The 25,355-nt window shown below is 74.3% G+C and carries 19 protein-coding genes; 16 read left to right on the forward strand and 3 right to left on the reverse strand.

What is annotated here, in order from left to right:
* Positions 1-252 precede the first annotated feature (252 nt).
* The 13 genes from ACFXPX_RS03690 (at position 253) to ACFXPX_RS03750 (ending at position 14,085) form a co-directional block, all read left to right on the forward strand.
* Positions 253-1,236, forward strand: coding sequence for a zinc-binding alcohol dehydrogenase family protein (locus tag ACFXPX_RS03690; protein ID WP_380396587.1), 984 nt, complete (start codon positions 253-255; stop codon positions 1,234-1,236).
* Positions 1,237-1,612: 376 nt separating this feature from the next.
* Entirely contained in the window at positions 1,613-1,867 is a 255-nt protein-coding gene (locus ACFXPX_RS03695; RefSeq protein ID WP_375887298.1) for a hypothetical protein, read from the forward strand.
* An 80-nt stretch (positions 1,868-1,947) separates the two neighbouring features.
* Positions 1,948-3,303 carry an LLM class flavin-dependent oxidoreductase gene (locus ACFXPX_RS03700; RefSeq protein WP_380396588.1) on the forward strand — a complete coding sequence of 452 codons (1,356 nt, stop codon included), beginning with the start codon at positions 1,948-1,950 and terminating at the stop codon, positions 3,301-3,303.
* Between the two features lie 41 nt (positions 3,304-3,344).
* Positions 3,345-4,514, forward strand: coding sequence for a pyridoxal phosphate-dependent aminotransferase (locus ACFXPX_RS03705; RefSeq protein WP_375887303.1), 1,170 nt, complete (start codon positions 3,345-3,347; stop codon positions 4,512-4,514).
* Entirely contained in the window at positions 4,504-5,469 is a 966-nt protein-coding gene (locus tag ACFXPX_RS03710; RefSeq protein ID WP_380523180.1) for a 3-methyl-2-oxobutanoate hydroxymethyltransferase, read from the forward strand. The genes ACFXPX_RS03705 and ACFXPX_RS03710 overlap by 11 nt, the downstream gene beginning before the upstream one ends.
* On the forward strand, positions 5,466-6,764 hold the full coding sequence (ectB, locus tag ACFXPX_RS03715) for a diaminobutyrate--2-oxoglutarate transaminase (RefSeq protein ID WP_375887307.1): 1,299 nt from the start codon (positions 5,466-5,468) through the stop codon (positions 6,762-6,764). Before ACFXPX_RS03710 ends, ectB begins: the two co-directional genes overlap by 4 nt.
* Positions 6,761-7,762 carry a diiron oxygenase gene (locus ACFXPX_RS03720; protein ID WP_375887310.1) on the forward strand — a complete coding sequence of 334 codons (1,002 nt, stop codon included), beginning with the start codon at positions 6,761-6,763 and terminating at the stop codon, positions 7,760-7,762. Before ectB ends, ACFXPX_RS03720 begins: the two co-directional genes overlap by 4 nt.
* Entirely contained in the window at positions 7,762-9,003 is a 1,242-nt protein-coding gene (locus tag ACFXPX_RS03725; protein ID WP_380396591.1) for an MFS transporter, read from the forward strand. Before ACFXPX_RS03720 ends, ACFXPX_RS03725 begins: the two co-directional genes overlap by 1 nt.
* A 26-nt stretch (positions 9,004-9,029) precedes the next feature.
* A complete protein-coding gene (locus ACFXPX_RS03730; RefSeq protein WP_380586712.1) occupies positions 9,030-9,902 on the forward strand; it encodes an NAD(P)-dependent oxidoreductase in 873 nt (290 codons plus the stop codon).
* A complete protein-coding gene (locus ACFXPX_RS03735) occupies positions 9,899-11,212 on the forward strand; it encodes an ATP-grasp domain-containing protein (RefSeq protein WP_380396593.1) in 1,314 nt (437 codons plus the stop codon). Before ACFXPX_RS03730 ends, ACFXPX_RS03735 begins: the two co-directional genes overlap by 4 nt.
* On the forward strand, positions 11,209-11,697 hold the full coding sequence (locus ACFXPX_RS03740) for a flavin reductase family protein (protein WP_375887320.1): 489 nt from the start codon (positions 11,209-11,211) through the stop codon (positions 11,695-11,697). Before ACFXPX_RS03735 ends, ACFXPX_RS03740 begins: the two co-directional genes overlap by 4 nt.
* A 99-nt stretch (positions 11,698-11,796) precedes the next feature.
* Positions 11,797-13,044: an acetyl-CoA carboxylase biotin carboxylase subunit family protein gene (locus tag ACFXPX_RS03745; RefSeq protein WP_375887322.1), complete on the forward strand. Its 1,248-nt coding sequence runs from the start codon at positions 11,797-11,799 to the stop codon at positions 13,042-13,044.
* 6 nt (positions 13,045-13,050) lie between these two features.
* Positions 13,051-14,085 (forward strand): ketopantoate reductase family protein, encoded by a 1,035-nt coding sequence (locus tag ACFXPX_RS03750; protein ID WP_380523176.1) that lies wholly within the window; start codon positions 13,051-13,053, stop codon positions 14,083-14,085.
* Between the two features lie 40 nt (positions 14,086-14,125).
* On the opposite strand, the gene ACFXPX_RS03755 is transcribed toward ACFXPX_RS03750, so the two are convergent.
* The gene (locus ACFXPX_RS03755) at positions 14,126-17,419 is read right to left on the reverse strand and encodes a BTAD domain-containing putative transcriptional regulator (RefSeq protein ID WP_380523175.1); all 3,294 of its coding nucleotides are present in this window, start codon (positions 17,417-17,419) and stop codon (positions 14,126-14,128) included.
* 458 nt (positions 17,420-17,877) lie between these two features.
* Here ACFXPX_RS03755 and ACFXPX_RS03760 point away from each other — a divergent pair, with 458 nt between their 5' ends.
* The 3 genes from ACFXPX_RS03760 to ACFXPX_RS03770 are packed head-to-tail and all read left to right on the forward strand — an operon-like array spanning position 17,878 to position 20,808.
* On the forward strand, positions 17,878-19,269 hold the full coding sequence (locus ACFXPX_RS03760) for a diacylglycerol/lipid kinase family protein (RefSeq protein ID WP_380586738.1): 1,392 nt from the start codon (positions 17,878-17,880) through the stop codon (positions 19,267-19,269).
* A complete protein-coding gene (locus ACFXPX_RS03765; RefSeq protein ID WP_380523221.1) occupies positions 19,185-19,811 on the forward strand; it encodes a phosphatase PAP2 family protein in 627 nt (208 codons plus the stop codon). Before ACFXPX_RS03760 ends, ACFXPX_RS03765 begins: the two co-directional genes overlap by 85 nt.
* A gap of 34 nt (positions 19,812-19,845) precedes the next feature.
* On the forward strand, positions 19,846-20,808 hold the full coding sequence (locus tag ACFXPX_RS03770) for an aldo/keto reductase (RefSeq protein WP_380523173.1): 963 nt from the start codon (positions 19,846-19,848) through the stop codon (positions 20,806-20,808).
* A gap of 53 nt (positions 20,809-20,861) precedes the next feature.
* Here the strand turns inward: ACFXPX_RS03770 and ACFXPX_RS03775 are convergent, their stop codons facing one another.
* Together ACFXPX_RS03775 and ACFXPX_RS03780 are read right to left on the reverse strand one after the other, a co-directional pair.
* Positions 20,862-21,413, reverse strand: coding sequence for a hypothetical protein (locus ACFXPX_RS03775; protein ID WP_380639494.1), 552 nt, complete (start codon positions 21,411-21,413; stop codon positions 20,862-20,864).
* A 209-nt stretch (positions 21,414-21,622) separates the two neighbouring features.
* Positions 21,623-25,355, reverse strand: a 3,733-nt coding sequence (locus tag ACFXPX_RS03780) for a LamG-like jellyroll fold domain-containing protein (protein ID WP_380639496.1), incomplete at its 5' end; no start/stop codon positions are given.

The raw sequence follows: 25,355 nt of genomic DNA on the forward strand, positions 1-25,355 counted from the left end.
GGGCCCCCCCCGGCCGGGGGGGGGCGCCCCCCGACCGACCCGGTCCGCTGTTCGGCGGCTCGACGCGCCCCGCAAGGGCGCGAAGCGGCTCGAAGCGGACCGGCCCGGTCCACCGAAGTACGCCGCCGTGAGCGGAAGTTCACGCAGTACCCGGCAGTTCACGCGGTGCGCCGCGGTCCACGCGGCTCGCCGCGGCGCCGGCAGACCAGTAGCAGCAGCAGTTCGACAGCACAGCAGCCAGGAGGCATTCCCATGCGCGCCATTCGTTTCGACAGCTACGGCGGCCCCGAGGTCCTGACCCTCGTCGAGGTGGAGATCCCCGAGCCCGGTGCGGGCGAGGTGTCGATCGACGTGGAGTACGCGGGCGTCAACTTCGCCGAGGTGATGTTCCGCCGCGGCCAGTTCCAGCCCGGCACCCCGCACGTCCCCGGCCTGGAGGTCACCGGGACCGTCCGCGCCGTCGGCGAGGGCGTCACCAACCTGCGCCCCGGCCAGCGGGTCTCCGCGATCACCCTGGCCGGCGGCGGCTACGCCGAGGTCGCGGTGGCCCGCGAGCGGCTGACCGTCGCCCTCGACGGCGAGCTGGACGCCATCCCCGGCCCGGTCGCGGCCGCCTTCCCCTGCAACCTGCCGGTCTCCTGGGCGATCCTGCACGACGTGGCCCGGGTCCGCGAGGGCGAGAGCGTCCTGGTGCTGGCCGGCGCCGGCGGCGTGGGCAGCGGCGCCGCGCAGATCGCCCGCAACCTGGGCGCCGGCGCCGTCTACGGCGCGGTGAGCACCGCCGACAAGGCCGCGTTCGCCAAGGAGAAGTTCGGCTACGACGAGGTGTTCACCTACGACGAGCTGGAGGAGCGCCTCGCCGAGGTGACCGGCGGCCGCGGCGTCGACATCCTGCTGGACTCCATCGGCGGCCCGCTGCGCGCCAAGGCCCTGGACCTGCTGGCCCCGCTCGGCCGCCACGTGGTCTTCGGGAACGCCTCGCAGCAGGACCACACCTACGAGGCCAACCAGATGTGGTACACCGCCAAGACGGTGGCCGGCTACAACATCGGCGGCCTCGCCGACCAGCAGCCCGACCTGGTCCACGGCCACCTGGTGGAGGCCGCCCGCCAGCTCGCCACCGGCGCCGTCCGGATCGAGACCACCGAACTCGCCCTGGAGGAGGCCGTCAAGGCGCACGAGATCCTGGAGGCCCGCGGCTCCACCGGCAAGCTCGTCCTGCGCGTCAAGGCCTGACACCCGGCCGCCCCTACCAAGATCCAAGAGACAGGCCCCGAGGGCCGCCTCCGCCATCCGGCGGGGGCGGCCCTTCGGCGTTCCCGCACGCGCGTTCCCGTCCGCGAGCCCGGCCGGAAGCCCGTCCGAAGGCCCCGCCCGGAGGCTCACGCGGAACCGCCGTCCCGGGGGCCGTGAGCGCAACCCCCTTCTGGAGTCCTTCTGATCGCCTTTCGACACTCGGGCCGCGGCGGAGGCCCCGTGAAAGGTGGTTGGAAAGCGCACCGGTCTGGACTGGTCCCAGCCGGGGCCGCCCGGCGGAACCGGACCGGGACCACACCCCGGGCCGGGCGAAGGCGCACGACAGCACAGCGAACAGCACATGGGGGAGAGCGCAATGACGAAGACCCGGATCATGATCCGCACCGTGCTCGGCCTGGCGGCCGGCGCGATGGCGGTCGGGGTGGTCCTGGCGGTCGCCGGCCCGGGCAGCGGGTCGGTCGACGACACCCACTGGGGCATGGCGCACTCCTCGGCCGACACCCACTGGGGTGCACCGGTGCCGGTCGCGGACGACACCCACTGGGGCGCGCCGGTCACCGACGACACCCACTGGGGTGTGACCGGGCCGGAGTTCGCCCCCGGCGAGTGAACGACCGGCGAGTGAACGACGGGCGAGTGAACGACCCGCGGGGTCGGGACCGATCGTCAACGGACAGGGAGGAAAAGGTCATGGGCGGGACACGCCGGATGATGAAGCTGGGGGCGTTCATGCTCGTCCCCGGGTACCACGTCGCCTCCTGGCGGCACCCGGCGGCGCGGGCCGACGGCGGCCTGGACTTCGGCCACTACCGGGACCTGGTGCGCACGGCCGAGCGGGCCAAGTTCGACATGTTCTTCGTCGCGGACGGCGTCGGCATCCGCACGCCGTACCAGGACGCCGACGAACTCAGCCGCTGGGGACGGTTCCTGCAGTTCGACCCGATCACCCTGCTGTCCGCGCTCTCGGTGCACACCGAGCGGATCGGCCTGGCCGCGACCGCCTCGACCACCTACAACGAGCCGTTCCACCTGGCCCGCAAGTTCGCCTCGATCGACCACCTGAGCGCGGGCCGGGCGGCCTGGAACATCGTCACCTCGGTGACCGACGCCGAGGCCCGCAACTTCAACCGGGACTCCCAGCCGGACCACGGCGCCCGCTACCACCGGGCCCGCGAGTTCATGGAGGTGGTCACCGGGCTGTGGGACAGCTGGGAGGACGACGCCTTCCTCTTCGACAAGGACGGCGGGCAGTTCTTCCGGCCCGAGAAGCTGCACGTCCTCGGCCACAAGGGCGAGCACTTCTCGGTCGCCGGCCCGCTCAACGTGGCCCGCCCGCCGCAGGGCTACCCGGTGCTGATCCAGGCCGGCGCCTCCGCCGACGGCCAGGACTTCGCGGCCCGGTGGGCCGAGGTGATCTTCACCGCCAGCCAGACCCTGGAGGAGGGGCAGGCCTTCTACCGGGCGATGGGCGAGCAGGTCCGGGCGCACGGGCGCGACCCGGAGCAGGTGAAGATCATGCCGGGGCTGTTCCCGGTGGTCGGCCGCACCCGCGCCGAGGCCGAGGACAAGTACGCCGTACTTCAGGAACTCGTCGACCCGGTGGTCGGGTTCGGCCTGCTCACCCAGCTGCTCGGCGACGTCGACGTCTCCGGCAGCCCGGTGGACGGCCCGCTGCCCGAACTGCCCGAGACCCAGGGCAGCACCAGCCGGCAGCGGCTGGTCTACGACAAGGCGCGGCGCGAGGGGCTGACCATCAAGCAGCTCTACCAGTCCGTCTCCGGCGGCCGCGGCCACCGGGTGCTGATCGGCACCCCGGAGGAGATCGCGGACGCGATGGAGGAGTGGTTCACCGGCGGCGCGGCCGACGGCTACAACGTGATGCCGCCGGTGCTGCCGGACGGCCTGACCGACTTCGCCGACCTCGTCGTCCCCGAACTCCAGCGCCGCGGCCTGTTCCGCACCGAGTACGAGGGCACCACGCTGCGCGAGAACCTCGGCCTGGACCGCCCCGCCCACGGCGCCGCCGCCCGCGCCGAGAACGTCTGAACAGCTCGCACGTCATCCGAGAACCCGAGGAGCATCCGAGCATGCCGTCACTGGCACGAGACCTCAGAGAGATTCCCCCCTCGCCCCTGGTCCAGGTCGAGGAACTGCTCAGCCGCAGCGGCGACCTGGCCCCGATCGGCCTGCACCAGGGCAAGACGGTCTTCGAGCCCTGCGCCCGCCCCCGGCCGTGGAACGCCGAGGAGTTCGCCACCGCCGCCCACCAGCACGCCCCGCCCGGCGGCGTCCGACAGCTGCGCGAGGCCTTCGCCGAGCACCTGGCGGCCCGCCGCGGCAGCCCGGTCGAGCCCGCGCAGGTGCTGGTCAGCAACGGCGGCACCCACGCCATCTCGGTGCTGCTGCACGCGATCCTGGGCCAGGGCGACGAGGTGCTGGTGCTGTCCCCGCAGTGGCTGTTCGCGACCGGCCTGGTGTGGGCGGCCGGCGGGGTGCCGCGCGAGGTGCCGGTCTTCCTGGAGCTCAGCGCCGACGCCGACTTCGACTTCCTGTCGGTGATCGAGCGGGCGGTGACCGACCGCACCCGGGCGATCTACTTCAACAACCCCAACAACCCGACCGGCTACCGGCTCAGCGAGGCCCAGCTGGCGGCGCTCACCGAGCTGGCCGAGCGGCACGACCTGTGGCTGATCGCCGACAACGCCTACGAGAACTACGACTTCACCCGGACCGGCTTCGTCGACCCGGCCACCGTCGGGCGGGCCGCCGAGCGCACCTTCTCGGTGTACAGCTGCAGCAAGACCTACGCGATGCCGGGCGCCCGGGTGGGCTTCCTGGTCTCGCCGCCCGGCCTGGCCGAGGCGCTCACCAAGTGGTCCCTGCACTCGCTCTACTCGGTCTCCACCGCGGCCCAGTTCGCCGCGTACGAGGCGCTGCGCACCCCGGCCGAGGAGCTCACCCGCCGCCGCGACCGGGCCGCCGCGGCCTGGTGGCTCGCGGACTCCAAGCTGGAGGTCCCGCACACCGCAGTCTCCGGCGGGCTGTACACCTTCCTCGACCTGGCCGCCTACGGCGACGGCGAACGCTTCGTCCGCCGCTGCGCCGAGCTGGGCGTGGGACTGGCCCCCGGCCGGGTGTTCGGCGCCCACTGCGCCGACTGGGCCCGGCTCTGCTTCACCGCCGCCACGCCGCCGCTGGTGGCGGAGGCGATCGACCGCATCAACAAGATCTACGGGGAGGGCATCGATGAGCACTGACACGGTGGTCCTGGAGCATTCCGGCCTGGCTCCGTTCCTGCGCCGTTACGACGCGCCGTCGCGCGTCGGCCTCAAGGTCAACGCCTACCGGGGCTACGAGGTGGAGGGCCTGGCCCGGGCGCTGGAGGCGCCCGAACTGGCCGACTGCCCGCTGGAGTGCGTGATGGTCGGCGACTCCTACTTCATGACCCACCTGGGCCGCCCGAGCACCGCGCTGGCCGACGACGCCGAGCGCGAGTGGGCGATGGCCACCCTGACCGGGCTGGTCGCCGAGGTGCGCGAGGCGATCGACGCGCACTTCCCGGCCCACCGCCGGCCCTTCCTGCTGGCCGACCTGCCGGACGGCGCGACCGCGAGCCCCGCGGCCGCCCTCGCCGCCGGCGAGCGGTTCCGGGCGGCGGGCGCCGACGCGGTGAAGGTCGAGCTGGCCGGCGACGGCGACCTCGACTGCCTGGAGGCGCTCGCGCGGACCGGCGGCACCACCCTCGGCCACCTCGGCTACACCCCGCAGCGCGGCGAGCTGAGCCGGCACGGCGACAGCGTCGAGGACGCGGAGCGGATGTTCGCCCAGGCCCGCCGGGTGCGGGACGCGGGCGCGGCCGGCCTGATCGTCGAGATGGTCAGCGAGCCCGTCAACCGGGCGCTGAGCCGCCCGCACGCCGCCGGCATCCCGCTGTACTCGGTGTTCAGCGGCCGGGCCGAGTGGGGCGGACAGAGCCTCAACGTCTGGGACGCGGTGGTCCGCCCGGCCCGCGGCGGCCGGTTCTTCCCGCCGACCGCGGTGATCGAGGCCGCCGAGGCCCCGACCCGCTACACCCCGGACCTGATCGCGGACCGCCTGCGCGAGCTGATCGGGCTCACCCTGGACGGCAGCTTCCCGCTGTCGCCGCGCACCGTCCTGACCCCCGAGGAGACCGAGCGGATCTCCGCGACCGAGCCCTGGAGCGCCCGATGACGACCACCCTGCCCACCGGCCCCTCCTCCGGCACCGAGGTCTTCGACCAGCTGGAGTCCGCGATCCGCACCTACTGCCGGCGCTTCCCGGCGGTCTTCACCCGGGCCAGCGGGCACCGGATGTGGGACGAGGACGGCCGCGAGTACCTGGACTTCCTGTCCGGTGCCGGCGCGCTGAACTACGGTCACAACCCGGCCGACGCCCGCCAGGCGCTGGTGGACTACCTGCTCGCGGACGGCCCGGTGCACGGGCTGGACCTGCACACCGGCGCCAAGCGCCGCTTCCTGGAGCGCTTCCAGGAGGTCGTGCTGGCCCCGCGCGGCCTCTCCTACCGGGTCCAGTTCACCGGCCCGACCGGCACCAACGCGATCGAGTCCGCGTTCAAGACGGCCCGCCGGGTCACCGGCCGCACCGACATCGTCGCCTTCACCGGCGGCTTCCACGGCCTCTCGCTCGGCGCGCTCGCCGCCTCCGCCACCGCCTTCAAGCGCGACGCGGCCGGCGTCCCGCTGGGCAACGTGGTGCGGATGCCGTACGAGGGCTTCGCCGGCGAGGGCGTCGACACCATCGACTACCTGACCCGGATGCTGGACGACCCGGGCAGCGGCATGGACAAGCCCGCGGCCTTCGTGGTGGAGACCGTGCAGGGCGAGGGCGGCCTGGCCACCGCGACCCCCGAGTGGCTGCGCCGGCTGGCGCAGGTCGCCCGGGAGCGGGACATCCTGCTGATCGTCGACGACATCCAGGCCGGCTGCGGCCGGACCGGCACCTTCTTCAGCTTCGAGGAGTCCGGCATCACCCCGGACCTGGTGTGCCTGTCCAAGTCGATCAGCGGCTACGGGCTGCCGATGGCGCTGGTGCTGGTCAAGCCGGAGCTGGACCAGCTCGGCCCGGGCGAGCACAGCGGCACCTTCCGCGGCAACAACCTGGCCTTCGTCACCGCCGCCGCCGTCCTAGACCACTGGGCCGACCCGGCGTTCACCGAGGGCCTGGCCGCCCGGGTGAAGGTGCTGGACGGCCTGCTGGCCGACCTCGCCCGGCGCTTCGCCGCGCTCGGCTGCACCCCGCGCGGCCGGGGCCTGATCCGCGGCCTCGGCTTCACCGACCCCGCCCTCGCGGACAAGGTCTCGCGCGCCGCGTTCGCCGCCGGGCTGCTGGTGGAGACCACCGGTGCGCGCGGCCAGGTGCTCAAGATCATGCCGCCGATCGTGCTCGCCGAGGACCGGCTGACGCACGGCATCACGCTGCTCGCCGACGTCATCGACGCGGTGTCCCGCAAGGAGGAGGACCGATGACCGATCTGCTGCACGACCTCGACACCCCCGGCGCCCCGGAGGCCGCGGACGGGCCCGACGACCACGCCCACGGCATCGACGAGACGGTGCTGCGCCGGCTCGCCGCGTCCTGGCCGCGCCGCGCCACCGTCCGCACCGACCTGGACCGGATCACCGACCCCGACCCCGCGGAGTACGACGCCGCGCTGCCCGACTACCCCGAGCGGCTGCTGCCCTTCGCCGAGCACCCGCTCTGGCTGGCCGCCACCCCGGAGCAGCGGCGGACCGTGCAGACGCTGGCCTGGCTGGTCTACAACGAGCGGGTCATCGCGGCCGAGGAGTACGTCGCCAACCCGACCTTCGCGATGATCATGCACGGCGTCTTCCCCGGCGCCGACGGCGTGCACACCAAGCGGGCGGTGCAGCAGACCCACGTCGACGAGGTGTGGCACACCTACATGCACATGGTCGCCATGCAGCGCACCCGGGAGCTGCGCGAGGTGACCGCCGAGCCGGCCTACCCGCACACCGTCACCTACCGGCGGCTGCTGGAGGCCGAGGCCAAGGTCTCCGAGAAGTGGGAGCGCGACCTCCTCAAGCTGGTCTGGACGACCGTCTCGGAGATCAGCGTCAACGCCTACCTGGAGCTGCTCTCCCGGGACGAGACCGTCCAGCCGCTGCACGCGCTCGTGCCCCGGCTGCACGCCCGCGACGAGTCCGCCCACTCCTCCGTGATGGTCGAGGTCGCCAAGGGCCTCTACACCCACCTGAACAAGGAGCAGCAGCGGGCCTTCGTCGGCGCCCTGCCCGAGGCCCTGAACGCCTTCGTCGCCCAGGACTTCGCGGTCTGGCCCGGCATCCTCAAGCACGCCGGGTTCGAGAAGGCCGACGAGATCGTCGAGGACTGCCGGCGGGCCGCGGGCAGCAACCTGCTGGTGCGCGACTTCTCCGGCATCCGCCGGATCGTGCGCGAGATGGAGCTGACCGAACTGGTCGACTTCGACTTCGGGGTCGAGTGATGCGGCGGCCGGTCGGTCTGCGGGAGCTCTCCGCCGAAGGGCGCCGACTGGCCCTGGCCGCACTCGTCCAGTCCCTGGGCATCGGCCTGTTCACGGCCAGCTCGATCGCCTGGTTCACCCGGCACGTCGGGCTGTCCGCCAACCAGGTGGCGACCGGCCTCGCGGTGGCTGGCGCCGCCGCCCTGGCCGGCTCGCTGCTGGCCGGGGTGCTCGCCGACCGGCACGGCGCCCGGCGGGTGCTCGCCACCGTGTACGCGGGGCGCGGACTCTGCTTCCTCGCCTTCGCGTTCGTGACGGACCTCTGGCAGTACCTGCTGGTCACCCTCTTCTCGGTGGCCTTCGACCGGGCCGGCCCGCCGGTGCTCCAGGCCCTGGTCGCGGCCGCGCTGCCGCAGCAGCGCGACCGCAGCCGGCTGCTCGGCCTGGTCAACGTGGTGCGCAACATCGGCCTGGGGCTCGGCGCCATGGCCGGCGGGGTGACGCTCACCCTCGACACCGTCGAGGCGTACCGGATCACCATGGTGCTGATCACCGCGGCGTTCCTGGGCGGCGCCGTCCTGGTCCTGCGGGTGCCCGCCCCGCCCCGACCGGCCGCCGCCGCCACCCCCGTCGGCGGCGGCCCCCGGGCCCTGCCGGACCGCCACTACCTGGCGCTGACCGGCCTGAACTTCCTGTTGTCCTTCTTCGACGTGCTGCTGCTGGTGGCGATGCCGGTCTGGGTGCTGGACCACACCACCGCCCCGCACGCCACCGTGTCGGTGCTGTACGCGCTCAACACCGTCCTGGTGGTGGTCGCCCAGCTGCCGGTGAGCCGGCTCGCCGACGAGGTGCGGCGCAGCAGCCGGATGCTGCTGTGGGGCGGGATCGCGCTGGCCGCCTGCAGCCTGTGCTTCGCCGCGGCGGGCGCGGTGCACGGCGCGGCGTCCGTCCTGATGCTGGTGCTGGCGATCGTGGCGCTGTCGGTGGGCGAGGTGGTCAGCACCTCGGCCACCTGGAGCCTGTCCATCGAGCTCGCCCCGCCCGAGGCGCGCGGCCGCTACCTGGCCGTGTTCGGCCTCGGCCTGGCCGGCCAGCGGGTGCTCGGACCGGTGGTGGTCACCGGGCTGCTGCTCGGCTCCGGCGCGGTCGGCTGGATCGGCGCGGCCGCGGTGTTCGCGCTGACCGGTGCCGCGGCGGAGCGGGTCGCGCTCGCCGGGCACGCCAAACTCCCGGCCCGGGAAACCGAATTGACGACAACGTGATGGATGCGAACGTAGGGAGACCGACCATGCGGATCGGATTCGCCGGACTCGGGACGATGGGCGGCGGCATGTGCCGGCGCCTGGCCGAGGCCGGTTTCGAGGTGGCGGCCTTCGACCTGGACGCCGCCGCCGCCGAACGGGCGGCCGAGCAGAGCGGCATCACCGCCGCGGCCGCGCCCGCCGGCCTGGCCGCGCCGGTCGTGGTCACCATGCTGCCGGACGGCGCCGCCGTCCGGGCCGTCGCCGAGCAGCTGCTGCCGGCCATGGCGGCCGGCTCGGTGCTGGTCGACACCGGCTCCAGCGACCCGGCCGACACCCGGGAACTGCGCGAACTGGCCGCCCGGTACGGCGTGCACGTGGTGGACGCCCCGGTCTCCGGCAGCCCGGCGGCGGCCCGCGGCGGCGAGCTGACCCTGATGGCGGCCGGCGACCCGCAGGCCCTCGACCTGGCCGAGCCGGCGCTCACCGCCCTCGGCCGGGTGTACCGGGTCGGCCCGTCCGGCGCCGGCCACGCGTTGAAGGCGCTGAACAACCTGCTGTCCTCGGTCAGCCTCGCCGCCACCGCCGAAGTCCTGCTCGCGGGGCGGGCGTTCGGCCTCGAACCGGCCGTCATGCTGGAGGTGGTGAACGCCTCCACCGGCCGCAACCACGCCTCCGAGACCAAGTTCCCGGCGCACGTGCTGACCGGCACCTTCGACTCCGGCTTCGCCCTGCGGCTGATGCTCAAGGACCTGCGGATCGCCGACCGGCTGCTGGCGGCCGCCGGCGGCCGCTCCGACCTGGGCCGGGCCTGCCGGGCGCTCTGGGAGGACGCCCGGGAGAAGCTGCCGGAGCAGGCCGACAACGTCGAGCTGGTCCGCTGGCTGGAGTCCGAGGCCGGACGGGAGCTGCGGTCATGAGCGAGCGCACCAGCCCCGCCGAGGGCGCGCCCGCGCCGCGGATCGCCGTGATCGGCGGCACCCCCGCCACCCTGCGCAAGGTGCGCGCCGCGGGCTTCGAGATCGTCTGGGTGTACGGGCCGCAGGAGCTGGACCCGGCCGGCCTGGCGCACGTCGCCGAGGCCTACCTGACGGACTACCGGGAGCCCGCCGCCGTCGCCGAACTGCTCGCCACCGTGCACCGGTCCCGCCCGCTGGTCCGGGTGGTCTCGATCATCGAGGACGGCCTGGAGCCGGCCGCCGCCGCGACCACCCGGCTCGGCCTGCCCGGCAACGGGCTGGACCTCGTCCAGGTGCTCCAGGACAAGCTGGCCTTCCGCACCCTGCTCGCCGAGCGCGGCGTGGACGCCGTCGCGGCCCGGATCGGGCACGGCACCGAGGACATCCGCGCCTTCGTGGCCGAGCACGGCCCGACCGTGATCAAGCCGCGCTACGGCTCCGGCAGCCTCGGGGTGCGCTTCGTCGAGGACCTCGCCGCCGTCGACGAGGCGGGCGCCTGGGCGGCCGGCTTCGGACTGCACTCCTTCCTGATGGAGCAGTTCCTGTCGGGCACCGAGATCAGCGTGGAGACCTTCAGCTACGCCGGCCGGCACGTGGTGCTCGCCTTCACGGCCAAGGAGAAGCTCGCCTCCTTCGTCGAGGTCGGCCACACCCAGCCCGCCCCGCTGGAGGACGCCACCGCCCGCCGGGTCGAGGACCTGGTCTTCGCGATGCTCGACACCGTCGGCCTGGCCGACGGCCCCGCGCACACCGAGGTGATCCTCACCGAACAGGGGCCCCGGCTGGTCGAGTCGCACAGCCGGCGCGGCGGGGACCGGATCACCGACCTGGTGAAGGAGGTCTACGGGATCGACACCGACGCCCTGGCCTTCCTCTGGTACGCCGGGCGCACCGACCCGGTCCGGCCCGGGGAGCCGTCCTGCGGCGCCTCGATCCGCTTCCTGACCGCCGAACCCGGCGTGGTCGCCTCGGTCGAGGGCCTGGACGGGGTGCTCGCCGACCCGGCGGTCGTCGACGCCTCGGTGAGCGTCGCCCCGGGCGACACCGTGGTGCCGATCGCCTGGTCCTACGACCGCTGCGGCCTGGTGCTGGCCCGCGGCCGGGACGGCCGGGACGCGGCCGAGCGGGCGAGCGCCCTCGCCGCCCGGATCGCGATCCGGACCGCGCCCGCCGAGACCGGCCCGCCGGCCCGCACCCTGGCCACCATCGCGGCCCGCCCGGACCGGCTGGTCGGCGCCGCCCCGGCCCCCGGCCCGGGGGCCGCCGAGTGAGCGTCGACGCCAAGGAACTGCGCGCCGCGCTGCGCCCGCACGCGGCCGGGATCGCGGTGCTCACCGCGCCCGGGCCGGTCGGGGTGACGATCACCTCCTTCACCTCGGTCAGCGCCAGCCCGGCCCTGGTCTCCTTCGCCCTGGCGGAGACGTCCAGCACCTGGCCGCGGGTCCGGGACAGCGAGTGGTTCGGCGTCCAGATCCTCGGCGCCCACCAGCAGGAGCTGGCCCGGCTGTTCGCCACCCCGGGCGCCGACCGCTTCGGCCCGGACACCCGCTGGCACCCCGGGCCGCACCAGGTCCCGCTGCTCGACGGCTGCCTGAGCTGGCTGGTCTGCACCCGGCACGACGTCCGCACCCTGGGCGACCACCACGTGGTCACGGCCGCCGTCACGGAGGTCCGCCGGGGCGCGCCGGGCGACAGCCTGGTCCACCTGCACGGCGTGATGCAGCCGGTGGACCAGCCCGCCCTGGCCAGGAGCTGACCCCGGCGCGGGAGTTGACCCCCGGCCGGGAGTCGGCCCCCGTCGGGAGTAGACCCCGGCCGGGAGCCGGCCCCCGCCCACCATCCGACTGGAGGAGCAATGGAGACGGAAGCACGACCGCCGCAGCAGCCGGCCACCGGGGCGACCGCCCCGCACGCCCTGGTGCTGGTGGACAGCGACCACGCCGACACCCCGTACGACGTCTGGGCGGCCGAACTCGGCGTCCGGCTGACCCTGCTGGTCTCCGAGGAGAAGTACCCGCAGTACGCCCACCTGCCGGCCGCCCGGTCGATCTCCGGCTACCACGGCGGCAGCGAACTGGAGCGGGTGGCCATGGAGTTGGCCGACCAGGACTTCGCCGCGGTGATCGCCCGCGGCGAGCGGGACGTGCTGCGGGCCGCCCGGCTGCGCGAGCTGCTCGGCCTGCCCGGCCAGCACTGGGACAGCGCCCTGGCCTTCCGCGACAAGGTCCTGATGAAGACGATGCTGCGCGAGAAGGGCCTGGACGTACCGGAGTTCGCGCCGGTGCGGGTCGCCCTCGACCTGTTCGGCTTCCTCCGCGAGCACGGCTACCCGGTGGTGGTGAAGCCCGCCCTGGGCTCCGGCTCCAAGGGCACCGTGGTGCTGCGCGACGAGGCCGACCTCACCGAACTGCTCGCCGGGGGCTTGCCCGAGCACGCCGAGGTGGAGCGCTTCGTCGACGGCCGGATGTACGTCGTCGACGGCCTGGTCACCGAGGGCCGGTTGGCCGCCGTGTTCGTCTCGCACTACCTCAACGACTGCCTCACCTTCCACTCCGGCGGCTACCTCGGCTCGGCCCAGATGAACCGCGGCGAGCCGCTGGTGGAGCGCCTGATCGAGTACGCCGAGACGGTGCTGGCGGTGCTCCCGACGCCGGACTGCACCAACTTCCACCTGGAGGTCTTCCTCACCCCCGACGACCGCCTGGTGCTCTGCGAGGTCGCCAGCCGGACCGGCGGGGCCCGCACCACCGGGGCGATCCGCGCCGCCACCGGCTTCGACCTGGACCAGCGCTGGTTCGCCGCCCAGCTCGGCGAGCGGATCCCCCGGGCCGAGGAGCTGCGGGCCGTGCCGCCGGGCGGCTCCGGCGGCTGGGTGCTGTTCTACCCCGGGCAGGGCCGGCTGACCGGGCTGCCGCAGGACCCGCCGTCCTTCGTGGTCGAGGAGCGGATCAAGGGCACGGTCGGACACCGCTACCACGGCGGCGAGAAGTCCGGGGACTACCTCGGCGGCTATGTGATCATTGGCCGGGACGCGGCCGAAATCGCCGCCAACGCCGATGAGTTGGCCGCGTGGTACGCGAACGGGATCAGCTGGGAGGAGTAGGAGTCGATGGACGAGCGGTACATCGTGATCGGCGCCGGGGCGGTCGGCGGCGTGGTCGGCGCGCGGCTGCACCGGGCCGGGCGGCAGGTGGTCCTGGTCGCGCGCGGCGAGCACGGCGCGGCGCTGCGCGAGCACGGGCTGACCGTGCACGGCCCGGCGGGGGCGGACACCGCCCGGATCCCGGTGGCCGCCGGTCCGCAGGAGGTCGAGCTGCGCGAGGGCGACGTCCTGCTGCTGGCCGTCAAGACCCAGGACACCGCGGCCGCGCTGGCCGACTGGGCCGACCGCCCGGTCGGCCCGGCCGGTGCGCGGGCCGGCGCCCGGCTGCCGCTGGTCTGCCTCCAGAACGGGGTGGAGAACGAGCGGCTGGCGCTGCGGCACTTCCGCCGGGTGTACGGCGCCATGGTCGTGCTGCCGGCCGCCTTCCTCACCCCGGGCGAGGTGCGCACCTGGTGCGGGCCGCGCACCGGCGCCCTCGCCCTGGGCCGCTACCCGGACGGCGCCGACGACACCGTCCGGCAGATCGCCGCCGACCTCACCGCGGCCGACTTCCGGGCCGAGGTGGTCGAGGACGTGCTGCGCTGGAAGTACGGCAAGCTGGTCGACAACCTGGCCAACGCCGTCGACGCGCTGTGCGGGCAGCGGCCCGGGGCCGAATCCGCGGAGCTGGCCGTCCGGGCGCGGGCCGAGGCCGTCGCGGTGCTGGAGCGTTCGGGCATCGCGTTCGCGACGCCCGAGGAGCTGACCGAACTGCGCCTCGGCGCGGTCGAGCGCCGGCCGTCGGACCCGGGGGCCGGGCACGGCTCGACCTGGCAGAGCCTCAAGCGGGGCGGCCGGTCCGCCGAGGTGGACTACCTGAACGGGGAGGTCGTGCTGCTGGGGCGCGGCTGCGGGGTGCCGACGCCCGTCAACGAGCTGCTCCAGGAGCTGGTGCACCGCTGGGTGCGGGAGCGCCGCGAGCCCGGCAGCCTGGCCGTGGCGGAGCTGGCCGAGCTGATCGGGCGGGCGGCGGACGAACAGCCCCTCGCGGCAGGACAGTAGGCAGGGCAGTAGGCAGGACGGGCCGGGCGGTGGTCCGCCGTCAGCAGCGGTCCGGGCGGCTCCCCAGGCGCAGCGCCGGTCCGGCCTCGGCGGCCGGTTCGGGGCTGCGCCGCGACTCGGCCAGCAGGTCCTCGGTGCGCTCCAGCCAGGGCTTGGAACCGAGTTCGGTGAACAGCGTCCGGCAGGCCTTGAGGTGCCCGGCGGCCTGGGCGCGGTCGGCCCGGCGGAGCGCGATCTCGGCCAGCGCGTAGCGCGAGCGGCCCTCCACGGCCCGCTCGCCGACCTGCCGGGACAGCTCCAGCGCCCGGGTCAGGGTGTCCACCGCGCCGTCCAGCCGGCCCTCCCGGCGGTGCACCGTGCCGAGGCCGTGCAGCGCGTAGGCCTCGCCGATCCGGTCGCCGCCGGCCCGGACGATCCGCAGCACCTCCCGCAGGGCGTCCTCGGCCAGGTCCGTCCGCTCGGCCGACAGGTGCAGCTCGGCGAAGCGTTGCAGCACCTGGGCCTCCACCCGGACGCAGTGCTCCGCCCGGCAGATCACCAGGGCCTGTTCCAGCAGGGTGCGGGCCTGCTCGGGCCGGCCCGCCGTCATCCACCAGCCGGCCAGGCTGCGCAGGATGTGGGCCTCGCCGATCCGGTCGCCGACCAGCCGCATCACGGTCAGCGCCTCGTCGTACTTCTCCCGCATCGCCAGGTCGTCGCCGCGCACCCCGTCCAGGAAGGCGTCGTTGCGCAGCACCAGGGCCCGGCCGTGGTCGTGCCCGGCCGCCTCGAACAGCTCCCGGGCGAGCGCGAAGTGCTCCTGGGCCTGCTCGTGCCGGGTCTGGAACATGTGCAGGGTCCCGAGCGAGTAGAGCATCGCGGCCCGGCCGACCGTGTTGCCCGCCCGGACGGCCGCCTCCTGGGCCAGCCGGGAGGTCTCCTCCCAGTCGTCGAAGTGCCCCTTGGCCTCGAACAGGGTGACCGAGGTGAGCGCGAGGTCCCAGCAGAGTTCGTCCAGCCCGGCCGCGGCGGCCTGCCGTACGGCCGTCACCAGGGCCAGCCGCTCGGTGTCCCAGCCGTCCACCCCGGTCCCGGCCGCGCCGGAGCGGCCCTCCAGCGGCGGCCGCCAGCGTTCGGCCGTGCCGTGGATGACGGTGTAGTCGCCGCCGTACTCCCGGCGGTGGGCGTCCTCGGCCAGGGCCAGCCAGCCGCCCAGCATCCGGGTCAGCGCGGCCTCCCGCTCGGCCGCGTCCTCGGTGGCCACCAGCTGCTCGTGGGCGTAGGCGCGGACCAGGTCGTGGAAGCGGTAGCGCGGCCCCGGCTGGTTCGGGTACTGGACGATGTCCATCACCTGGGCCTCGACCAGCAGGTCGAGGGTGTCCTCGGCGGTGTACGGATCGCAGTCCAGCAGCGCCGCCGCGATCCAGGCGGGCGCGTCCGGCAGCTGGACCAGGGAGAACAGCCGGAACAGCCGCTGCGCCGAGGGCGGCAGGGCGCGGTAGGTGAGGCTGATGGTGGAGCGCAGTTCGAGGCCGTGGTGGCTGAGCTCGTCCAGCCGGCGGCGCTCGTTGCGCAGCCGCCGGACCAGCCGCTCCACCGGCCAGTGCGGGTGCGAGGCCAGTCGGGCGCCGGCGATCCGCAGCGCCAGCGGCAGCCCGTCGCACAGGTGCACCAGCTCGACGGCGGTGTCCAGTTCGGCCTGGACCCGCGGTCTGCCGATGATCCCGGCGAGCAGGTCCAGCGCGTTGGACATGTCGAACACCTCGACGTCCACCCGGTGGATCCCCGGGACGCGGGACAGCCGGACCCGGCTGGTCGCGAGCACCGCGCAGCTCGCGCTGCCCGGCAGCAGCGGCGTCACCTGCTCCGCGCTGGTCACCCCGTCCAGGACCACCAGGACCCGGCTGTCGGCCAGCCGGCTGCGGTACATCTCGGCCCGCTCCTGGGGGTCCTCCGGTATCGCCTTGGCCGGCACCCCGACCGCCCGCAGGAAGCGGGCGAGCAGCGTCCCGGTCCGGCCCTCACCGCCCTCGCCGGGGGCGCCCGGCTCGGTGGTCGGGGTGTGCAGGTCGGCGTAGAGGTGGCCGTCCGGGAAGTGGGCGCCGGCCTCGTGCGCGGCGCGCACCGCCAGCGCTGACTTGCCGACCCCGCCCGGGCCGCAGATGTTGACGATCGGCACCGCGTAGCCGGGGGCCTGGGTGCCGGCGTAGGGCACGATCAGCTTCTTGATCTCGTCGAGCTGGCTCCGGCGGCCGATGAAGTCGCTGATGCTGGCCGGGAGTTGGCGGGGGGTGAGGCGGAAGGCGGCCTCGGCGGCGGGGTGTGCCGGGTGCGTGGTGAGGGTGGCCTGGACGGTGTGGGTGGTGTGGGTGGCCTGGCCGGTGTGGACGAGGTGGCCGGGGTTGCCGGGGTGCGCGGCGGCGGCGGGAGCCGTGGGCGCGGGCGGGGGAGCGGAGCCCGGGTCCGCCGTGCCCCGGTCGGCGGGCGGCGACAGCGGCGCCACGGACACCAGGGGCACCGGGGGTACGGGCGCCGGTGCGGGGGCGAGCGACGGTGCGGCCGGGTCGGCGGCGGCGTGCCGGGCGTGCCCGTCGCGGTGCCCCGGCAGGTCCAGTCCGGGGGACTGGCACAGGATCGCCCGCTCCAGCTCCCGCAGCTCCTGGCCCGGCTCGATGCCGATCTCCTCCACCAGGGCCCGGCGCGCCCGCTGGAACGCCTCCAGCGCGTCCGCCTGCCGGCCCGAGCGGTACAGCGCCAGCATCAGGTGCCCGTACAGCCGCTCCCGGAGCGGGTGGCGGGCGGTCAGCGAGGCGAGTTCGGCGCCCAGCTCGCCGTGCCGGCCGAGCAGCAGGTCCAGCCGGACGCGTTCCTCCAGGACGGTCAGCCGCCGGTCGTCCAGGTGGGTCGCGGCCCGCTGGGCCAGCTCGCCGGGCACCCCGTCCAGCGCCGGTCCGCGCCACAGGGCCAGCGCCTCGCGCATGGTGGCGGCCGCCCGTTCGACGCGGCCCGCGCCGCCCTCCTCCCGGGCGAGCGCGACCAGCCGCTCGAACTCCAGGCCGTCCACGTCGGAGGGCTCCAGCTCCAGCGCGTAGCCGGGGGAGCGGGTGGTGATCGCCTCCGGCCGGCCGGCCTGGGTGAAACGTTTGCGCAGGGTGGAGACGGCGACCTGGATCTGTCCGCGGGCCGTGGTCGGCGGTGCGTCCCCCCACACCGCGTCGATCAGCTGTTCGGTGGAGACGGTCCGGTCGACGTTCAGTCCGAGCATCGCCAGGACCACCCGCTGCCGCGGGCCCCCCAGGTCCAGCGAGCGCCCCTCATGGACCAGTTCGACCGACCCCAGCAGCCGTAGCAGCATGCCTTCCTCCCCGTCAACCGAAACGCGCTCAGCGTATTGGTATACACCAGATTCCCCCGTGGACACTACAGTCACAGCATTAACCGGACAGTCCGTGCGGGAGGTTTCTGTACGCCCGGCGAATTCTCGCCATAACCCCCGCGCTATCGTACGTGATCCTGGGCTGACCATGGCTGACGCAGATGCTTCGTACACGTGCCGGCTTCGTCGGGGCGTCCGGACGGATTCTCCGGGGCGGGGCCCCCGGCGGGCGGCCCCGGAATTGTTTTTGGACATTCGGGAGCGGCCCGCCGGGCCCCTGAACCGGCCGCGCCGCACGGCCCGTTCGACGCGCCCCGAACGGGCCCTCAGGTTACGGTGACCGGACCGGACGGGGCCGAACGGAGGAGGGCGGGCCGATGGCGAGCGGGTCGAGGTCGACGGCGGGTGGGTCGACGGGGAGCGGGTCGGTGAAGGGTATGGCGGACGTGGAGGGTGCGGGGGACGTGGCGGACGTGGTGGACCGGCGCCGACCGCGCCGACTCGCGCGGCTCGCCCTGCTGTGCGCACTGGCCGCCGTGGTCGTGCTCGCCTTCACCGGCCCGCACGGGCCGCTGGTGCTGCTCGCCGAGTTCGTCGGCCTGGTGGTCACCGCCGTCGGCGTCTGGTGGGCGATCACCCGGCGGGCCCTGTGGCGGCTGATCGGCGCGCTGCTGGCCGTCGCCGCGCCGGCCGCCGGCGTCCTGCTCGCCTACGACACCGGGGTGCTGGCGCTCACGGTGGCCGCCGTGGCCCTCTGGCTCGCCGCCCTCGCGTGCGGCCGCGCCGCGCTGCGCGCCGCCCGGCCGCCGCGCCCGATGCCCGCCCGGGAGACCCCGCCGCCGCGGCAGCCCGTCCTGATCATGAACCCGAAGTCCGGCGGCGGGAAGGTCGAACGCTTCGACCTGGTCCGGCGCGCCGAGGAACTGGGCGCCCGGGTGGTGCTGCTGGACACCTCCGCCGAGCAGGACGTCGCCGAACTCGCCCGCCGGGCGATCGCCGACGGCGCCGACCTGCTCGGCGTGGCCGGCGGCGACGGCACCCAGGCCCTGGTCGCGGCCGTCGCCGCCGAACACGGCCTGCCGTTCCTGGTCGTCTCCGCCGGGACCCGCAACCACTTCGCGATGGACCTCGGCCTCGACCGCACCGACCCCGCCACCTGCCTCGACGCCCTCCGCGACGGCGTCGAACTCACCGTCGACCTGGGCCGGGTCGGCGACCGGACCTTCGTCAACACCGTCTCCTTCGGCGCCTACGCCGAGATCGTGCAGAGCCCCGAGTACCGCGACGCCAAGACCGCCACCGCCCTCGGCGCCCTGCCCGACCTGCTGACCGGCGAGGCCGGGCCCACGCTCACCGCCCGCGCCGACGGGCACCGCATCGACGCCCCGCAGGCCCTGCTCGTCAGCAACAACCCGTACGCCGCCCCCGACCCCGTCGACCTCGGCCGCCGCCCCCGGCTGGACGAGGGCCTGCTGGGCGTGGTCGGCGTCCGGGTCGACGGCGCCGCCCAGGCCGCCGAACTCGTCCTGCTCGGCGAGCGGGCCGCCGCACTGACCCTGCTCTCGGCACGGCAGGTCACCGTGCACGCCGACGTCCCCGAGATCGCCGTCGCCGTCGACGGCGAGGCGCTGACCCTGCCGACCCCGGTGGTCTGCACCCTGCGGCACCGCGCCCTGCGGGTCCGCGTCCCGCGCGAGCGCCCCGGCGCCGACCCGGCCCAGCGGCCCCACGCCCACCCGCTGGACTGGCGCGACGTCACCCGGCTGGCCCTGTCCGGGGCGGGCACGCACCCGGCGCAGGCCGCCCGGCCCTCCGGGGGCCACCGGTGACCGGCCCGGTCCTGCGCGACCTCACCGCACTCGACGCGGCGCTCTACGCCGCCGTCGCCGCCACCGACACCCCCGCCCTCGACTCCGCCCTGCGCACCCTCTCCGCGGCCGCCGACCACTCGAAGATCAACCTCTCCGTCGCCGCCGCCCTGGCCCTCGTCCCCGGCCGCTGCCGCCGCGCCGGGCTCACCGGCGCGGCCGCCGTCGCCCTCGCCTCCTTCACCGCCAACGTCCTCGGCAAGCAGCTGGTCCGCCGGCCCCGCCCGGACCGGGAGGCCGCCCGGGTGGTGCTGGGCCGGCACGTCCCGATGCCGGCCAGCGCCTCCTTCCCCTCCGGCCACACCGCCTCCGCCTTCGCCCTGGCCACCGCCGTCGGCACCCTGCTGCCCGCCACCGCCGCCCCGCTCGGCCTGCTCGCCGCCGCCGTCGGCTACTCCCGGGTGCACACCGGCGTCCACTACCCGGGCGACGTCCTGGCCGGCGCCCTGCTGGGCGGTACCTGCGCCGGGATCGTGCTCGCGGCCGGGCGGCGGACGCCGTAGGGTCGATCCCTCGGACCAGGGGAGGGGACCACCGATGCTGCACCGCAGCCTGGGAGTTGACGGACCGAAGGTCAGCGCGCTGTGCCTCGGCGCGATGACCTTCGGCACCACCGTCGACGAGCGGACCGCCACCGCGATCCTCGACCGGTTCACCGAGGCCGGCGGGAGTTTCATCGACACCGCGAACAACTACGCGTTCTGGGCCCCCGGCGGCACCGGCCACGAGAGCGAGGAACTCCTCGGCCGCTGGACCGCCCGCCGCCGCAACCGCGACCGGCTCGTCCTCGCCACCAAGGCGGGCGCCCGTCCCGTCCCCGGACTGCCCTACCCCGAACACCTCGAAGGCCTCTCCGCCCCCGCCCTGCGCAGCGCGGCCGAGGGCAGCCTGCGCCGGCTCGGCACGGACCGGATCGACCTCTACTACGCCCACGTCACGGACCCGGCCACCCCCGTCGAGGAGACCATGGGCGCCTTCGCCGGCCTGGTCGCCGACGGCAAGGTCACCGCCCTCGGCTGCAGCAACCACCGCGCCGCCGACCTCGCCGCGGCCAACGACCTCGCCGACGCGCGCGGCTGGCCCGGCTACCGGTGCGTCCAGCAGCGCCACAGCCACCTCCAGCCCCGGCCCGGCGCGGACCTCGGCATCCAGCGGCACGCCGACCGGGCCCTGCTGGCCCACCTCGCGGACCGGCCGGACCTCACTCTGCTCGCCTACTCGCCGCTCCTCGGGGGCTCCTACACCCGCCCCGACCGCCCCCTGCGCGAGGAGTACCGCTGGCCGGGGACGGACGCCCGGCTCGCGGCCCTGGCCGAGGTCGCGCAGGAGACCGGCGCCACCGTCAACCAGGTCGTCCTGGCCTGGCTGATCGGGCACCCCGTCCCCACCGTCCCGGTGATCGGCGCCGGCTCGGTCGCCCACCTGGAGGAGAGCCTGGCCGCCCTGGACCTGGTCCTCGACGCGGACCAGCGCCACCGCCTGGACACCGCGGGCAGCTGACCGGCGCAGCTGGGCCGCAGTGACCCGTGCCGGGCCGCCGGGCCGCCGGGCCGTCAGTGCCGCCCGGTCCCCGTGGCGGGGCGCCGCACCGAGAACGTCCACCGCCGCGGGCCGGCCGGGCTGCCCCCGGCACCCGTCGCACGGGGCCCGTGCACCCGGCGGCGGGCCTGCTCGGCGAGCCCGCGGGTGTCCGCGGTGGTCCGGTCGAGGGCGGTCGCGACCAGGTCGACGGGCAGGCGGAACACCTCGTGCAGCACGAAGGCGACCCGCTCGGCCGGGGCCAGCGCCTCCAGCGCGGCCAGCAGCGCGGGCCCGACCGACCCGTCCGACGGCACCGGGCGCGCGGGCCCGGCCACCGCCTCCGGCGCCCGCCGCGGCCGGGCGTCCCGCGCACCCAGCAGCCCCAGGCAGACCCGCCCGGTCACCGTGGTCAACCACTCGGCGAGGTCCGCCACCTCCTCCGGATCGATCCGGCCGAGCCTGACCCACACCTCCCGCACCGCGACCTCCGCCTCCGCGTGCGAGCCCAGCAGCGGGTACGCGAGGGCCCGCATCCGCGGCCGCAGGTGCTCGAACTGGCCTGCCTGCCGGTCCTGCTCGGGCACGGTCGCACTCCTCGGCTCCGGAGGGTTCGTCACCGACCGGTACCCGGCCGTGGCTGGACCTTACTCGGAGAAGCAGGTTGATCACACCGGGTGGTGCCGGAGCAAAATCCCCGGGGAGGTCCGGCGCCGGGCGCCCGAACGACACCGTCCCCCGCCGGGTGGACTCCCGACGGGGGACAGCGCTGTGCGGTGACGAGGTCCTGCGGGTGTTACACCGTCTGCTGGGCCTCGAAGATCCAGTGGTGGTTCCCCTGGTCGGCGCACTGCCAGACGTCCAGGCCCTGGCCGTTGGCGGTGTTCCAGCCGTTGAGGTCCAGGCAGAGGCCGGACGTCGGGTTGTACAGCGAGTTGTCGAAGCGGCGGACCCAGGCCTGGGAGGCCGGGTTGCTGCCGCAGTCCTGCGCGACGACCGGGGTGCCGTTGACGGCCGCGGCGTCCGCGGTGCCGAGGCAGCGACCGGAGATCGGCATCTTGATCCGGTTGTCCTTGGTCATCACGAAGTGCTGGCCCTCGCCGTTCCAGCAGTCGTAGATCCGGAGCTGGGCGCCGGCGTTGCCGCCCCAGTTGTCCAGGCACTTGCGGCTGTCGACAGCGCTGCGGATCTGGATGGCCGAGTCGGTGGTGGCGAGCGTGTTGGCCTGCTGGTCGGTCAGCGCGTACGGGTAGGCCCGGACGTCGCTGATCGCGCCGTTGACCAGGTCACTGGCGGCGGACTTGTTGTAGGCGGCGCCGCCGGCGTTCAGGCTGCCGGGGGCCGGCTTCCAGCCGCTGGGCATCTTGTCGGAACCGACGGCCGCGCCGTTGACGTACAGCGTGATGGTCGAGGTGTCGGCGTTGAACGTGCCGGTCAGGTGGGTCCACTGGCCGACCGTGGCGTTGGTGCGGCCGCTGCGGTCGTAGGCGGAGTACCAGGCCGTCGGGTTGGTGCTGTCGCTGCTGGGGGCGACGAAGGCCCAGTTGTGGAAGGTCTTCGAGTACTGCAGGTAGAACGGGCTGGCCACGTCACCGGTGAGGGAGACGGCGGTCTGGAAGTTGTCGAGGTTGTTGACCTTGATCCAGGCCGAGACGCTGTAGCTGCGGGAGGTGTCGAGACCGCTGTTGACGGGGGCGGTGGTGCGGTAGACCGACGCTCCGTCGAAGGCGGTGGCCTTGTTGGCGGTGCGGTTGTGGTCCGCGGTCAGCGTGGCCCCGGTCGGGTAGCTGTTCTTGGGGTCGTCGCCGTTGCGGTAGAGCTTGTTGGTGTCGCCGGTGTCGCCGCTGGTGCGGCCGTCGAGCACCCACTGGGACGGGTTGACGGCGGTGTTGGCGATGGTGTTGGGGCCGACCTGCCAGGTGTAGCCGGCGGTCGGGTTGCCCGGGGTGGTGACCTTGCCCCACCAGATGTCGATGGAGCCGTCGGCCTTGGTGCCCCAGAGGGCGGCGTTGCCGTTGCCGGTGATGTCACCGTCCGAGCCGAGGGTGGTCCAGGTGTCGCTGGGCACCCCGCCGATCTTGGTGGTGGTGGCGATGCCGGTGAGGGTGGGGACCATCAGGGGCTTGCCGGTGGGGTCGTTGACGGGCTGGCCCTGGTTGTCGGTGGCCAGGACGGTGCCGGTGGTGAAGGTGAGGCCGTTGAGGTCGTCCTTGGCGGCGTCGGTGGAGGTGGCGAGGTTGCGGGTGAAGAGGCCGGGGTGGCCCTGCTTGGCCCAGTCGCCGGGGGTGATGAGTTCCTTGTCCTTCCAGCCGGTGGTGGCGAGTCGGACGGGCTTGCCGAGGGTGTTGGCGTTGGTGGCGGGGTAGTACCAGAGGGCGGCGTCGGTGCCGTTGTTGGTGGTCTCGACGGTGAGCAGGCCGGTCTTGTTCTTGAAGCCGAGCTTGGGGTCGAGGTCGGTGTTGACGGGGTCGCCGAGGGCGGCGATGCGCAGGGTGGTGGACCAGTCGGTGGCGTTGTAGCCGGTGGTGGTCAGCCAGGAGCAGTCCTCGGTGGCGGTCTTGGCGCACTTGGGCTTGGCGAGCGGGACGGGCTTGTCGATCCGGCCGTAGACGCCGGTGTTGCCCGGGTTCGGGTAGACCCAGAGTTCGCCCGCGCCGGGTGCGTGGGCGATCACGTCGTCGATGTTGTTGCCGCCGGTGAGGGTGCCGCGGTGGGTCAGCTGGATGCCGTTCCACCCCTTGCCGCCGGGCGCCTCCGCCGGGATGGAGACGGCCGAGACGGACGGGCTCTTGGCGTTCGGGTTGCCCGGCGGGTTGTACGCCCGCAGGTAGCCGGCCTGGTCGGGCGCGAGGATGTCGGGCGCGCCGTCACCGGTGACGTCACCGAAGACCGGCGGCGGGCCGTCCGGGTTCCACGGCACGTAGAAGGAGTACTGGGCGACCGGGGAGACGTTGCGGGCGTTGTCCATCACCTGCAGGTACAGGATGTTGGTGCCCCAGCGGCCGGGGGTGACCGGGATCCCGCCCTGCGGCATCGAACCGCCGCACGACCAGCCGACGTTGGCGAGCTGAGGGTCCCAGCCCCAGCGGGCGCAGACCACGCCCGAGGCGTTGCCGCCCGGCGCCGGGTCGGTGGCGGTGAAGGGGACGAGGCCCTGCTCGCCGACGTGCTTCTTGGTGACCTGGCCGTTGCCGGACGGCGGGAACCTGTCCGCGAGGTCGGCGGCCGGCAGGACGGTGTTGGCGTCCGGGACGGTGAGGGTCGGCGGGGTCAGGTCGACGCCGAACCGGCACATCGGGGTCGAGGCGGACATCTGGACCAGCTTGTCGGTGGCCATGGTGCCCCAGCCGTAGACGTGGCCCTCCTTGATCACGCCCGGCTTCACCTGGAAGACCGCGTTCCCGCCGTTGGCCACCTCGGGGGTGTAGCCGGAGTCGACGTCGGCGCTCAGGTCCGCGTAGTCCCAGATGTGGGTCCAGGCGAACAGCGAGCTCTGCGCGTTGCTGCTGACCGTCCCGTTGAGGGTGACGGACCCGTTGAAGCCGGAGCCGGAGTTGATCCACCCGATCGACTGGCCGTCACAGCCCTGGTTCTCGGCCCACGGCACGGCCGTCGAGGGGGCCGGCCAGGCGTACGGGTTGGTCGGGGTGTTGGGCACCCGGTCGTACTCGACCACGACGGCCGGGTTGTAGGTCATGCGCTTGAACGCCGCCGCGTTGGACTCGTTGCGGGCGAACAGGCCGAAGGTGAGGTTGTCGTGGCTGGGGGCGTACTGGCGGTAGACGCCGGTGACGTCGTAGTCGAACTGGGTGGTGCCGCCGCAGCCGTTCTGCCCCGCGCCGCCGACGTCCGCCGAGCCGACTCCGGTCACCACGCCGGGGGAGTTGCTCCAGGTGGTGTTGTTGTCGATGGCACCGGTGAGGTTCAGGTCGACGGTGTACTTGTTGGTGCAGGAGAAGTCGGAGGACTTGGCCTCGAAGAACGACATCGTCGCCTTGTTGATGACGATGTCGTTGTACCAGCGGGTGTCGAACTGGAAGTAGGAGCGTTCGACGCCCTTGGAGGTGCGGTAGCCCTGGTAGCCGACGCCGGGCTGGGCGTACTGGTCGCCGGAGTTGGCGACGGTGCGGCCGAGGTTGTTGGTGCCGGGGTAGGCGGACTGGGTCCAGGTCCAGTTGCTGGCCTCGCGGCGGTCGTAGATCCAGCCGGGGTCGATGAACCAGGGGCCCTGGCCCTTGCCGAGGACGGTGTCGTCGGTGGTGAGCTCGACGGCGTCGGGGGTGGCGGTGGTCGGCATGGTGGCGACCTTGGCGGCGGCGCCGGGGGCGTCGGCGGTGCTCTTCTGCTCGGGGGCGTCAGCACCGGCCGGGGTCTGGTCGTCGCGTTGGGCGGCGGCGGCCTTGCCCTTGGGGGCGTTCGGGGTGCTCGGGGTGGTGCTGGTGGTGCTGTCCCACATCTGGGGGGTGGCGGCGTGCCAGCGGACCTTGCCGTCCTTGGTGGTGGCGGTGAGGTTGCCGGCGTCGTCGGCC

It is taken from the genome of Kitasatospora sp. NPDC059146, assembly GCF_042786665.1.
GTDB lineage: Bacteria > Actinomycetota > Actinomycetes > Streptomycetales > Streptomycetaceae > Kitasatospora.